The following is a 13,045-nucleotide window of genomic DNA, read 5'->3' as shown; positions in this document are numbered from 1 at the left end:
GCGTTTAAGTGCTACCGCAGTCAGCCACCACTGCTGCGGCATCCAAATCCAAAGTTTCGGGAGAGTTAACATGGGCAAAATTATCGGTATCGACCTGGGGACTACCAACTCCTGCGTCTCCGTGCTGGAAAACGGCAAAGCAAAAGTTATTGAAAACGCTGAAGGCGCGCGTACCACGCCGTCGATCATCGCTTACGCCAACGATGGCGAAATTCTGGTTGGCCAGTCCGCCAAGCGTCAGGCAGTGACCAACCCGCACAACACTCTGTACGCAGTAAAGCGTCTGATCGGTCGTCGTTTTGACGAAGAAGTTGTGCAGAAAGACATCCAGATGGTCCCTTACAAGATCGTCAAGGCTGACAACAACGACGCCTGGGTTGAAGTGAACGGCCAGAAAATGGCGCCGCCACAAATCTCGGCTGAAATTCTGAAGAAAATGAAGAAGACCGCCGAAGACTACCTCGGCGAGCCAGTGACCGAAGCGGTGATCACCGTTCCGGCCTACTTCAACGACAGCCAGCGTCAGGCGACCAAAGACGCCGGCCGCATCGCCGGTCTGGACGTAAAACGTATCATCAACGAACCAACCGCAGCCGCTCTGGCTTACGGTATGGACAAGGCCAAGGGCGATCACACCGTGATCGTTTATGACCTGGGTGGCGGTACTTTCGACGTTTCCGTGATCGAGATCGCTGAAGTTGATGGCGAGCACCAGTTCGAAGTTCTGGCCACCAACGGTGACACGTTCCTGGGCGGTGAAGACTTTGACATTCGTCTGATCGACTACCTCGTTGACGAATTCAAGAAAGAAAGCGGCATGAACCTCAAAGGTGACCCGCTGGCCATGCAGCGTCTGAAAGAAGCTGCTGAAAAAGCCAAGATCGAGCTGTCGTCCGCTCAGTCGACCGACGTCAACCTGCCGTACATCACTGCAGACGCGACCGGTCCTAAGCACCTGAACGTGAAGATCTCGCGTGCCAAGCTCGAAGCACTGGTTGAAGACCTGGTTCAGCGCACCATCGAACCTTGCCGCATCGCCATGAAAGACGCAGGCCTGGACGTTGGCGCGATCAACGACGTGATTCTGGTCGGTGGTCAGACCCGTATGCCGCTGGTGCAGAAGCTGGTTACCGACTTCTTCGGTAAAGAAGCGCGTAAAGACGTCAACCCGGACGAAGCTGTTGCCATGGGTGCTGCGATTCAGGGCGCCGTTCTGGCCGGTGACGTGAAAGACGTTCTGCTGCTCGACGTCAGCCCGCTGACCCTGGGTATCGAAACCATGGGTGGTGTGATGACTGCGCTGATCGAGAAAAACACCACGATTCCTACCAAGAAATCGCAAGTGTTCTCGACTGCCGACGACAACCAGGGCGCCGTGACCATTCACGTCCTGCAGGGCGAGCGTAAGCAAGCCACACAGAACAAGTCCCTGGGCAAGTTCGACCTGGCCGACATTCCACCCGCTCCACGTGGCGTGCCGCAGATCGAAGTGACCTTCGACATCGACGCCAACGGCATCCTGCACGTCGGCGCGAAAGACAAGGCTACCGGCAAGACCCAGTCGATCGTGATCAAGGCCAACTCCGGTCTGTCCGACGAAGAAATCGAGCGCATGGTGCGTGACGCCGAGGCGAATGCCGAGGAAGACCGCAAGTTCGAAGAGCTGGCCGCTGCCCGTAACCAGGGTGATGCACTGGTTCACTCGACTCGCAAAATGATTGCTGACGCGGGTGACAAAGTTACCGCAGAAGAGAAGACCGCGATCGAAGCGGCTGTGGTTGCTCTGGAAGTCGCTGTTAAAGGCGACGACAAGGCTGCCATCGAAGCGAAGGTTGAAGAGCTGTCGAAGGTCTCCGCTCCGGTTGCTCAGAAGATGTACGCCGAACAGGCTCAGCCAGCTGATGGTGCAGCCCCGCAAGGCGAATCGGCTGAGAAGGCTGACGACGTTGTCGATGCAGAGTTCGAAGAAGTCAAAGACCACAAGTAAGTTGTTGGTCGGCCGGTTGACTGCCTTTAGGCGGTGACTGGTAGGATGTCGCCGCGCGGGAGCTTGCTCCCGCGTTGGCGTATCTGGAATACGCGAATTTTTACAGCATGCGACAAGGTTCGAATGCTGGTGGTATGGCCGAAAATGCTCCTGCTTTTCGCGCCGTAAGTACCGCATGAAACAAAGACCAGGATCGTTGAATTGACGTGAGTTGGGTCCGGGCCTGTATTGGGGCTCAGCGAGTTTGGCCATCCTCAGGAGGGGTTTGCCGAACGTCCTCAAGAGTGCAAAGACTTATGGCAAAGCGTGACTATTACGAAGTGTTGGGTGTTGAGCGTGGCTCAAGCGATGCGGACCTGAAGAAGGCCTATCGTCGTCTGGCGATGAAACATCACCCGGACCGTAATCCCGATGACAAAGCATCGGAAGAACTGTTCAAAGAGGCCAACGAGGCCTATGAAGTGCTGTCCGATTCCAGCAAGCGTGCAGCGTACGACCAGTACGGTCATGCCGGTGTCGACCCGAGCATGGGTGGTGGCGGCGCCGGTTTCGGTGGTCAGAACTTCTCTGACATCTTTGGCGATGTTTTCAGTGACTTCTTCGGTGGCGGTCGCGGCGGTTCCCGTGGCGGCGCTCAGCGCGGCAGCGACTTGCGCTACACCCTGGAGCTGAATCTGGAAGAAGCGGTGCGCGGCACGACCGTGAATATCCGCGTTCCGACGCTGGTCAATTGCAAGCCATGCGATGGCTCGGGCGCCAAGAAAGGCTCGTCGCCTTCGACGTGCCCAACGTGCGGCGGCATCGGTCAGGTGCGCATGCAGCAAGGTTTTTTCTCGGTGCAGCAGACCTGCCCGCGCTGCCATGGCCAGGGCAAGATCATTTCCGATCCGTGCGATTCCTGCCACGGTGACGGTCGCATCGAAGAGTACAAAACCCTGTCGGTCAAAGTGCCGGCCGGCGTCGACACCGGCGACCGTATTCGCCTGTCCGGCGAAGGCGAGGCGGGTACTCAGGGTGGTCCGACTGGCGACCTGTACGTGGTCATCAACGTCCGTGAACACGATATCTTCCAGCGTGACGGCAAGCATTTGTTCTGCGAAGTGCCGATCAGCTTTGTCGATGCAGCGTTGGGCGGCGAGCTGGAAATTCCGACCCTCGACGGTCGCGTCAAACTGAAAATCCCTGAAGGCACTCAGACCGGCAAGCAGTTCCGTGTACGCGGCAAGGGCGTGGCGCCGGTGCGTGGCGGTGGTGCGGGCGATTTGATGTGTCGTGTAGCGGTCGAGACCCCGGTCAACCTGAATCGTCGTCAGCGCGAATTGCTGGAAGAGTTCCGCAGTTCCTTGGCGGATGACAACAGCCATTCCCCGAAAACCACCGGTTGGTTCGACGGCGTGAAGCGCTTCTTCGGCGATTTGTAAGGAGTCGGCATGCGACGTATTGCAGTGATGGGCGCCGCCGGGCGCATGGGCAAGATTCTGGTTGAGGCCGTGCAACAGCGCGCGCCGCTGACCGGTTTGACGGCTGCTATTGTTCGTCCTGGCAGTACGCTGATCGGTGTGGATGCCGGTGAGTTGGCTTCGCTGGGGCGCATCGGCGTGCCGCTGTCCGGCCATGTGGAAGCCGTGGCGGAGGAGTTCGACGTATTGATCGACTTCACGCTGCCGGAAGTGATGCTGAAAAACCTGGCGTTCTGCCGTAAGGCTGGCAAGGCCATGGTCATCGGCACTACCGGGCTGGATGCGGCGCAAAAGCATCTGCTGGTCGAGGCTGGGAAAGATATTCCGATCGTGTTCGCGGCCAATTTCAGCGTTGGTGTGAATCTATCGCTGAAGCTGCTCGAGATGACGGCTCGTGTGTTGGGTGACGATGCCGACATCGAAATCATCGAGGCGCATCACCGGCACAAGATCGATGCTCCGTCGGGCACGGCGTTGCGCATGGGTGAAGTGATTGCCGATGCACTGGATCGTGATCTGCAGAAAGTTGCGGTCTATGGTCGTGAAGGCCACACCGGTGCCCGTGAGCGTGAAACCATCGGTTTCGCTACCGTGCGTGGTGGTGATGTGGTGGGTGATCACACTGTGCTGTTCGCCTGCGAAGGTGAGCGTCTGGAGATCACCCATAAGGCATCGAGCCGCATGACGTTCGCCAAGGGGGCGGTCCGTGCCGCGCTGTGGCTGGAGGGTCGCGAGCCGGGTCTGTACGACATGCAAGACGTACTCGACCTACGTTGATTTATTGCTGAACCCGGCGCAAACGCCCTGTTTGCGCTGGTTTTTCTCTGCTTGGCGACGTCCTGTCGCATTCTCCGGCCTTTAAGGCTCTTTAGCGGTGGACCCAAAAAGCCTTTTTCTGTAAGCTACAGCTTTAGTGTGTCCACTAAAAGCGCGCAGAATAATTCAGTGAAGAAGCGGGGTGACGTGTCCATACGTCACTCCGCTTTTTTACAACCTGCGATCGCCCTTTCATGCGTTATTTACGGGAGGTCTTCTTGACTAAGCCAGCCATACTTGCCCTTGCTGATGGCAGCATTTTTCGCGGCGAAGCCATTGGTGCCGACGGTCAAACCGTTGGTGAGGTGGTGTTCAACACCGCAATGACCGGCTATCAGGAAATCCTTACCGATCCTTCCTACGCCCAACAGATCGTTACCCTGACTTACCCGCACATCGGCAACACCGGCACCACGCCGGAAGACGCCGAGTCCGACCGCGTCTGGTCTGCTGGCCTGGTCATCCGTGACTTGCCACTGGTAGCGAGCAACTGGCGTAACACGATGTCCCTGTCCGACTACCTGAAAGCCAACAACGTTGTGGCTATCGCCGGTATCGACACCCGTCGCCTGACCCGCATCCTGCGTGAGAAAGGCGCACAGAACGGCTGCATCATGGCTGGCGACAACATCTCCGAAGAAGCCGCCATTGCCGCTGCGCAAGGCTTCCCGGGCCTGAAGGGCATGGATCTGGCGAAAGTCGTCAGCACCAAGAAGCAATACGAATGGCGCTCGACTGTCTGGGATCTGAAAACCGACAGCCACGCGACCATCGATGCTTCCGAGCTGCCATACCACGTGGTTGCCTACGACTACGGCGTCAAGGTCAACATCCTGCGCATGCTGGTCGAGCGCGGCTGCCGCGTCACCGTGGTGCCTGCGCAAACCCCTGCTGCTGATGTGCTGGCACTGAAGCCGGACGGTGTGTTCCTGTCCAACGGCCCTGGTGATCCGGAGCCATGCGACTACGCGATCAAGGCGATCAAGGAAGTCCTGGAAACCGAAGTTCCGGTGTTCGGCATCTGCCTCGGTCACCAACTGCTGGCCCTGGCCTCTGGCGCCAAAACCCTGAAAATGGGCCACGGCCACCACGGTGCCAACCACCCTGTTCAGGATCTGGACACTGGTGTCGTGATGATCACCAGCCAGAACCACGGTTTCGCGGTAGACGAAGCGACCCTGCCGGGCAACGTTCGCGCGATTCACAAGTCGCTGTTCGACGGCACCCTGCAAGGTATCGAGCGCACCGACAAGAGCGCGTTCAGCTTCCAGGGCCACCCTGAAGCGAGCCCGGGCCCGAACGATGTGGCGCCACTGTTCGACCGCTTCATCAACGAGATGGCCAAGCGACGCTAAGCGTTCGCCTTGAGACTGTAGAGAGAAGCCCCTCGAGGGCGGCCCCGACCCCGGCGGCCCCTTCGAGACTTCAGAAATCGATCAAGACGGCTTGCCGACTGACCTGCGGATTTGAGTGACAAACCCATGCCAAAACGTACAGACATTAAAAGCATCCTGATTCTCGGCGCTGGCCCGATCGTTATCGGCCAGGCCTGCGAATTCGACTACTCCGGCGCCCAGGCTTGTAAAGCCCTGCGCGAAGAGGGTTACCGCGTCATCCTGGTGAACTCCAACCCGGCCACCATCATGACCGACCCGGACATGGCCGACGCCACGTACATCGAGCCGATCAAGTGGCAGACGGTTGCCAAGATCATCGAGAAAGAGCGTCCGGATGCGGTGCTGCCAACCATGGGCGGCCAGACCGCGCTGAACTGCGCCCTGGACCTGGAGCGCGAAGGCATTCTGGAGAAGTTCGGCGTAGAAATGATCGGTGCCAACGCCGACACTATCGACAAGGCTGAAGACCGTTCGCGTTTCGACAAGGCGATGAAATCCATCGGCCTGGCGTGCCCGCGTTCCGGTATCGCCCACAGCATGGAAGAAGCCAACGCGGTTCTTGAAACCCTCGGCTTCCCATGCATCATCCGTCCGTCCTTCACCATGGGCGGCACCGGTGGCGGTATCGCCTACAACCGTGAAGAGTTCGAAGAAATCTGCGCGCGTGGTCTGGATCTCTCGCCGACCAAAGAGCTGCTGATCGACGAATCGCTGATCGGCTGGAAAGAATATGAAATGGAAGTTGTCCGCGATAAAAAGGACAACTGCATCATTGTCTGCTCGATCGAAAACTTCGACCCGATGGGCGTGCACACCGGCGACTCGATCACCGTGGCTCCGGCTCAGACCCTGACCGACAAGGAATATCAGATCCTGCGTAACGCCTCCCTGGCGGTACTGCGCGAGATCGGCGTCGAGACTGGCGGTTCCAACGTGCAGTTCGGTATCTGCCCGAACACTGGCCGTATGGTCGTGATCGAGATGAACCCGCGTGTATCGCGTTCCTCGGCGCTGGCCTCGAAAGCCACCGGTTTCCCGATCGCCAAAGTCGCCGCCAAACTGGCTGTGGGCTACACCCTCGACGAACTGTCGAACGACATCACCGGCGGCAAGACCCCGGCGTCTTTCGAGCCGTCGATCGACTACGTCGTCACCAAGCTGCCACGCTTCGCCTTCGAGAAGTTCGCCAAGGCTGACGCGCGCCTGACCACTCAGATGAAGTCGGTGGGTGAAGTCATGGCCATCGGCCGGACTTTCCAGGAGTCCCTGCAGAAAGCCCTGCGCGGTCTGGAAGTGGGCGTTTGCGGCCTGGACGAGAAGCTCGACCTGAGCAACCCGGAAAGCATGAGCATCCTCAAGCGCGAACTGACCGTGCCGGGCGCCGAGCGTATCTGGTACGTGGCTGACGCGTTCCGCGCCGGTCTGTCGGTCGAAGACATCTTCGGCATGAACATGATCGACCCGTGGTTCCTGGTACAGATCGAAGATCTGATCAAGGAAGAAGAGAAGGTCAAGACCCTCGGTCTGTCCGCTATCGACCGCGACCTGATGTTCAAGCTCAAGCGCAAAGGCTTCTCTGATCAGCGTCTGGCCAAGCTGCTGGGCGTCACCGAGAAAAACCTGCGCACGCATCGTCAAAAGCTGGAAGTGTTCCCGGTCTACAAGCGCGTTGACACCTGCGCCGCCGAGTTCGCCACCGACACCGCTTACCTCTACTCGACGTACGAGGAAGAGTGCGAAGCCGCGCCGTCGGGTCGCGACAAGATCATGATTCTGGGTGGTGGCCCGAACCGTATCGGTCAAGGTATCGAGTTCGACTATTGCTGCGTACATGCTGCCCTCGCACTGCGCGAAGACGGCTACGAGACCATCATGGTCAACTGCAACCCGGAAACCGTTTCCACCGACTACGACACCTCCGACCGTCTGTACTTCGAACCGGTCACCCTGGAAGACGTACTGGAAATTTGCCGCGTCGAGAAGCCGAAAGGCGTGATCGTCCAGTACGGCGGCCAGACTCCGCTGAAACTGGCTCGTGCCCTGGAAGCCGCTGGCGTGCCGATCATCGGCACCAGCCCTGATGCCATCGACCGTGCCGAAGACCGTGAGCGCTTCCAGCAAATGGTTGAGCGCCTGAACCTGCGTCAGCCGCCAAACGCCACCGTGCGCAGCGAAGACGAAGCTGTTCGTGCTGCCGCGAAAATCGGTTATCCGCTGGTGGTGCGTCCGTCCTACGTACTGGGCGGCCGTGCGATGGAGATCGTCTACAAGGAAGACGAACTCAAGCGTTACCTGCGTGACGCGGTGCAAGTGTCCAACGACAGCCCGGTGCTGCTCGACCACTTCCTCAACTGTGCCATCGAGATGGACGTTGATGCGGTCTGCGACGGCAAAGACGTGGTAATCGGTGCGATCATGCAGCACATCGAACAGGCTGGCGTTCACTCCGGTGACTCTGCTTGCTCGTTGCCGCCGTATTCGCTGCCAGCGCACATCCAGGACGAGATGCGCGAACAGGTCAAGAAAATGGCTCTGGAGCTGGGCGTTGTCGGCCTGATGAACGTGCAGTTGGCGCTGCAAGGCGAAGACATCTACGTCATCGAAGTCAACCCGCGCGCTTCCCGTACCGTGCCGTTCGTGTCCAAGTGCATCGGTGTTTCCCTGGCGATGATCGCGGCTCGCGTGATGGCCGGTAAAACTCTGAAGGAAATCGGCTTCACCAAAGAAATCATCCCGAACTTCTACAGCGTGAAAGAAGCGGTGTTTCCGTTCGCCAAATTCCCTGGCGTTGACCCGATCCTCGGTCCAGAGATGAAGTCGACCGGTGAAGTGATGGGTGTCGGTGACACCTTCGGTGAAGCCTTCGCCAAAGCCCAGATGGGTGCCAGCGAAGTGCTGCCGACCGGTGGTACTGCGTTCATCAGCGTGCGCGACGACGACAAGCCGCTGGTTGCAGGTGTAGCCCGTGATCTGATCAACTTGGGCTTCGAAGTGGTTGCCACTGCCGGTACTGCCAAGCTGATCGAAGCCGCAGGTCTGAAAGTGCGCCGTGTGAACAAGGTGACCGAGGGTCGTCCGCACGTGGTCGACATGATCAAAAATGACGAAGTCACCCTGATCATCAACACTACCGAAGGTCGTCAGTCGATCGCCGATTCCTACTCCATTCGTCGTAATGCCCTGCAGCACAAGATTTACTGCACCACCACCATTGCAGCGGGCGAAGCTATCTGTGAAGCGCTGAAGTTCGGTCCGGAAAAGACCGTGCGTCGCTTGCAGGATCTACACGCAGGATTGAAGGCATGAGCATAACCAAGTACCCAATGACTGTTCAGGGCGCTCGCGCCCTGGAAGAGGAACACACTCACCTTACCAAGGTCGTTCGTCCGAAGCTTAGCCAGGACATCGGAACGGCCCGCGAGTTGGGTGATTTGAAGGAAAACGCTGAATACCATGCCGCCCGCGAACAGCAGGGCATGGTCGAGGCGCGGATTCGTGACATCGAGGGCCGGATTCAGAACCAGGTCATCATCGACGTTACGACCATTCCTCACACCGGCAAAGTGATTTTCGGTACCACCGTCGAAATCGCCAACGTCGAGACAGACGAAAGCGTCACTTATCACATCGTGGGTGAGGATGAGGCTGACTTCAAACTCGGCAAGATTTCGGTCGGCTCGCCCTTGGCCCGTGCCTTGATCGGCAAGGAAGAAGGCGACGTGGTTGCCGTGAAAACGCCGGGTGGCGTTATCGAGTACGAGATTGTCGAAGTCCGTCACATCTGAAACCCGGCGCCCGCTGCATGCGGGCGCCATGCTTTGGCAGTTGACCCAGATGTTGTGGGTCGGCGGTCTATGGTTGATTCATCTCGGTTTGCAGCCGGCGTTGAGCAAGATTGGCTTGGCGCCGCTGCTGATTGATGAGGTCGCCAGTGCATTTGAAGTGCTGGTGGTTGGGTTTTCCGCCGCCTGCGTGATATTTCAGGCTTTGGTGCTGGTACAGGCCGAAGGCCTTGTCAGTCTATGGCGGGATTTTCGCGGGCAGGTGCTGTTGATGGCGTTGTACGCTTGTGCGATGTATGTCGCAGTGCGTGTCGGCTGGCCGGATGCGCAGCGCTGGCAGGTGTTCAGCTATCTGGTGCTGGGGTTTTCCGGGCTGGTGCTGGTGATGCAGCCGGTGCCGGGATGGAGTGGCAGGGTGCGCGAAGCACACCCTTGACCCTTGTCATCACTTGAAGCGATGAACGTTCGACAGCTGCTTGTTGGCGCTGAAGTTCCTGCGGTAAACCAGTGCCATCTTGCCGATGACCTGTACCAGATCCGCCTTGCCAACCTTGCACAGCTCTGCAATGTGCGCCAGGCGCGACTCGCGATCGAGGATGTTGAGCTTGATTTTGATCAGCTCGTGATCCGCCAACGCGCGTTCAAGTTCGGCTAACACACCTTCAGTCAAACCGTTATCAGCCACAGTCAGAACTGGTTTCAGGTGGTGGCCAATGGATTTGTACTGTTTCTTCTGCTCTGGAGTGAGCGGCATAATCTGACCCTTTCGTCTGGATTCTGTAAAATGGCGGCCATTTTACCCGAGGGTTCGTGGATCCGCCCAATTAATCACGACCCTAATCAACGAGGTGCCCAATGGCGCGTTCCAAGACAAGCCTTGGTTGGCTGAAAAGACATGTCAACGATCCCTATGTGAAGCAGGCGCAGAAGGATGGCTACCGCTCGCGTGCGAGTTACAAGCTTCTGGAAATCCAGGAAAAATATAAGCTGATCCGTCCGGGTATGAGCGTTGTCGACCTGGGTGCAGCCCCCGGCGGCTGGTCGCAGGTCACTAGCCGCCTGATCGGTGGTCAGGGCCGTCTGATCGCCTCGGACATCCTGGAAATGGACAGCATTCCCGACGTGACTTTCATCCAGGGTGACTTCACCGAAGACGAAGTGCTTACTCGGATCCTAGAGGCCGTAGGTAATTCGCAGGTGGACCTTGTGATTTCCGATATGGCCCCCAATATGAGTGGTACACCCGAAGTGGACATGCCCAAAGCCATGTTTCTTTGCGAGCTGGCGCTTGATTTGGCGGAGCGGATCCTCAAGCCGGGTGGTAATTTCGTGATCAAGATTTTTCAGGGCGAAGGGTTTGATGTTTACCTGAAGGACGCTCGCAAGAAATTCGACAAGATCCAGATGATCAAGCCGGATTCTTCCCGTGGCAGTTCCCGCGAGCAATACATGCTGGCTTGGGGCTACCGCGGTCGCAGTGAATAAAACGAGGTTTTTGTGCGGGGTGATAGGTTTTTCGTATTTCGCCTCGCGTGCATAAGCGAATATTGTGTAGAAAGTGTTTCACAAAGGGTTACAGACGGCGCCTGCCAGAGTTGTAGGTAATGTAGTAAGTTAGGCCGGTGAATATCATGCGAAGCGCGCGCCAGTAGCGGAGCTTGCTTCAGAGGGTAGTTAATTGAACGATATGGCAAAGAATCTGATCCTGTGGTTGATCATCGCGGCTGTCCTGGTGACGGTGATGAACAACTTCTCCAGCCCTAACGAGCCGCAGACCCTCAACTATTCCGACTTCATCCAGCAGGTCAAGGATGGCAAGGTCGAGCGCGTAGCGGTTGATGGCTATGTGATTACCGGCAAGCGCAATGACGGCGATAGCTTCAAGACCATTCGTCCGGCGATTCAGGACAATGGCCTGATCGGCGACCTGGTCGACAACCACGTTGTGGTCGAAGGCAAGCAGCCTGAGCAGCAAAGCATCTGGACCCAGCTCCTGGTGGCCAGCTTCCCGATCCTGGTGATCATCGCGGTGTTCATGTTCTTCATGCGCCAGATGCAGGGCGGTGCCGGTGGCAAGGGCGGGCCGATGAGCTTCGGCAAGAGCAAGGCGCGTCTGCTTTCTGAAGATCAGGTGAAAACCACTCTGGCTGACGTTGCCGGTTGCGATGAAGCCAAGGAAGAAGTTGGCGAACTGGTCGAGTTCCTCCGTGATCCGGGCAAGTTCCAGCGTCTGGGCGGCCGGATTCCTCGCGGTGTGCTGATGGTCGGTCCTCCGGGTACCGGTAAAACCTTGCTGGCCAAGGCGATTGCCGGCGAAGCCAAGGTGCCGTTCTTCACTATTTCCGGTTCCGATTTTGTCGAGATGTTCGTGGGCGTCGGCGCTAGCCGTGTTCGTGACATGTTCGAGCAGGCCAAGAAGCACGCGCCGTGCATCATCTTCATCGACGAAATCGATGCCGTCGGTCGTCACCGTGGCGCCGGCATGGGGGGTGGTCACGACGAGCGTGAGCAGACTCTTAACCAGTTGCTGGTTGAGATGGATGGCTTCGAAATGAATGACGGCATCATCGTGATTGCCGCGACCAACCGTCCTGACGTACTTGACCCTGCGCTGCTGCGTCCGGGCCGTTTCGACCGTCAGGTCGTGGTCGGCCTGCCGGACATCCGTGGTCGTGAACAGATTCTCAAGGTTCACATGCGTAAAGTGCCAATGGGTGACGACGTTGCTCCGGCCGTCATCGCTCGCGGTACTCCGGGTTTCTCTGGTGCTGATCTGGCCAACCTGGTCAACGAGGCGTCGCTGTTTGCGGCTCGTGCGGGCAAGCGTATTGTCGAGATGAAAGAATTCGAACTGGCCAAGGACAAGATCATGATGGGCGCCGAGCGCAAATCGATGGTCATGTCCGAGAAAGAGAAGCAGAACACCGCTTACCACGAAGCTGGCCACGCTATTGTTGGCCGCGTCGTGCCTGAGCATGATCCGGTTTACAAGGTCTCGATCATTCCGCGCGGTCGTGCGCTGGGTGTGACCATGTTCCTGCCGGAAGAAGATCGTTACAGCCTGTCCAAGCGTGCGCTGATCAGCCAGATCTGCTCGCTGTACGGCGGCCGTATTGCTGAAGAAATGACCCTTGGTTTTGACGGTGTGACCACTGGTGCTTCCAACGACATCATGCGTGCCAGCCAGATCGCGCGGAACATGGTGACCAAATGGGGTCTGTCGGAAAAACTCGGTCCACTGATGTATGCCGAAGAAGAGGGTGAAGTATTCCTCGGTCGCGGCGGTGGTGGTCAGGCTGCTAGCTTCTCCGGTGAGACTGCCAAACTGATCGACTCCGAAGTACGCAGCATCATTGATCAGTGCTACGGCACTGCCAAGCAGATCCTCACGGACAACCGTGACAAGCTCGATGCCATGGCTGATGCTCTGATGAAGTACGAAACAATCGATGCTGAACAGATCGACGACATCATGGCTGGCCGTACCCCGCGTGAGCCTCGCGACTGGTCGGGTGGCACCGGTACGCCGCCGCCTCCGGTTGTTCAGGATGAGCGTCCGGAAACACCAATTGGCGGTCCGGCTGCTGACGTTTAAGGTTTGAA

The 13,045-nt window shown here is 58.0% G+C and carries 10 protein-coding genes; 9 read left to right on the top strand and 1 reads right to left on the bottom strand.

The features are described 5' to 3' along the window. Window positions 1-70: 70 nt before the first annotated feature. The 7 genes from dnaK to CKW18_RS23995 all read left to right on the top strand — a co-directional run bounded on the left by dnaK (window position 71) and on the right by CKW18_RS23995 (window position 9,878). On the top strand, window positions 71-1,987 hold the full coding sequence (gene dnaK, locus CKW18_RS24025) for a molecular chaperone DnaK (RefSeq protein ID WP_095191068.1): 1,917 nt from the start codon (window positions 71-73) through the stop codon (window positions 1,985-1,987). Window positions 1,988-2,283: 296 nt separating this feature from the next. Further along, the gene (gene dnaJ / locus CKW18_RS24020) at window positions 2,284-3,408 is read left to right on the top strand and encodes a molecular chaperone DnaJ (protein ID WP_095191067.1); all 1,125 of its coding nucleotides are present in this window, start codon (window positions 2,284-2,286) and stop codon (window positions 3,406-3,408) included. Window positions 3,409-3,417: 9 nt separating this feature from the next. Further along, entirely contained in the window at window positions 3,418-4,224 is an 807-nt protein-coding gene (gene dapB / locus CKW18_RS24015) for a 4-hydroxy-tetrahydrodipicolinate reductase (RefSeq protein WP_095191066.1), read from the top strand. A gap of 257 nt (window positions 4,225-4,481) precedes the next feature. Continuing rightward, window positions 4,482-5,618, top strand: a complete 1,137-nt coding sequence (carA, locus tag CKW18_RS24010; protein ID WP_095191065.1) for a glutamine-hydrolyzing carbamoyl-phosphate synthase small subunit — start codon at window positions 4,482-4,484, stop codon at window positions 5,616-5,618. Between the two features lie 126 nt (window positions 5,619-5,744). Beyond that, window positions 5,745-8,966: a carbamoyl-phosphate synthase large subunit gene (gene carB / locus CKW18_RS24005; protein WP_095191064.1), complete on the top strand. Its 3,222-nt coding sequence runs from the start codon at window positions 5,745-5,747 to the stop codon at window positions 8,964-8,966. A gap of 2 nt (window positions 8,967-8,968) precedes the next feature. Continuing rightward, window positions 8,969-9,445, top strand: coding sequence for a transcription elongation factor GreA (greA, locus tag CKW18_RS24000; RefSeq protein WP_064387939.1), 477 nt, complete (start codon window positions 8,969-8,971; stop codon window positions 9,443-9,445). A gap of 28 nt (window positions 9,446-9,473) precedes the next feature. After that, entirely contained in the window at window positions 9,474-9,878 is a 405-nt protein-coding gene (locus CKW18_RS23995) for an MFS transporter (protein WP_095191063.1), read from the top strand. 9 nt (window positions 9,879-9,887) lie between these two features. Here CKW18_RS23995 and CKW18_RS23990 read toward each other — a convergent pair whose 3' ends face one another. Next, window positions 9,888-10,196 carry a YhbY family RNA-binding protein gene (locus tag CKW18_RS23990; protein ID WP_095191062.1) on the bottom strand — a complete coding sequence of 103 codons (309 nt, stop codon included), beginning with the start codon at window positions 10,194-10,196 and terminating at the stop codon, window positions 9,888-9,890. A gap of 101 nt (window positions 10,197-10,297) precedes the next feature. On the opposite strand from CKW18_RS23990, the gene rlmE reads away from it, so the two are divergent. Next, the gene (gene rlmE / locus CKW18_RS23985; protein ID WP_095191061.1) at window positions 10,298-10,927 is read left to right on the top strand and encodes a 23S rRNA (uridine(2552)-2'-O)-methyltransferase RlmE; all 630 of its coding nucleotides are present in this window, start codon (window positions 10,298-10,300) and stop codon (window positions 10,925-10,927) included. A 202-nt stretch (window positions 10,928-11,129) separates the two neighbouring features. Then, a complete protein-coding gene (gene ftsH, locus CKW18_RS23980; RefSeq protein WP_095191060.1) occupies window positions 11,130-13,037 on the top strand; it encodes an ATP-dependent zinc metalloprotease FtsH in 1,908 nt (635 codons plus the stop codon). Window positions 13,038-13,045 lie beyond the last annotated feature (8 nt).

This window comes from Pseudomonas sp. Irchel 3E19 (assembly GCF_900187585.1).
In the GTDB taxonomy this organism is placed as follows: Bacteria; Pseudomonadota; Gammaproteobacteria; order Pseudomonadales; family Pseudomonadaceae; genus Aquipseudomonas; species Aquipseudomonas baetica.
Note: the sequence above shows the minus strand (reverse complement) of the source record. Positions and strands in the feature narration are given on the sequence as shown.

Bases quoted from the DNA above. Each gene is read 5' to 3' on its own strand.
- dnaK (WP_095191068.1), top strand. From the start codon at position 71: ATGGGCAAAATTATCGGTATCGACCTGGGGACTACCAACTCCTGCGTC.
- dnaJ (WP_095191067.1), top strand. From the start codon at position 2,284: ATGGCAAAGCGTGACTATTACGAAGTGTTGGGTGTTGAGCGTGGCTCA.
- dapB (WP_095191066.1), top strand. From the start codon at position 3,418: ATGCGACGTATTGCAGTGATGGGCGCCGCCGGGCGCATGGGCAAGATT.
- carB (WP_095191064.1), top strand. From the start codon at position 5,745: ATGCCAAAACGTACAGACATTAAAAGCATCCTGATTCTCGGCGCTGGC.
- CKW18_RS23995 (WP_095191063.1), top strand. From the start codon at position 9,474: ATGCTTTGGCAGTTGACCCAGATGTTGTGGGTCGGCGGTCTATGGTTG.
- CKW18_RS23990 (WP_095191062.1), bottom strand. From the start codon at position 10,196: ATGCCGCTCACTCCAGAGCAGAAGAAACAGTACAAATCCATTGGCCAC.
- rlmE (WP_095191061.1), top strand. From the start codon at position 10,298: ATGGCGCGTTCCAAGACAAGCCTTGGTTGGCTGAAAAGACATGTCAAC.
- ftsH (WP_095191060.1), top strand. From the start codon at position 11,130: ATGGCAAAGAATCTGATCCTGTGGTTGATCATCGCGGCTGTCCTGGTG.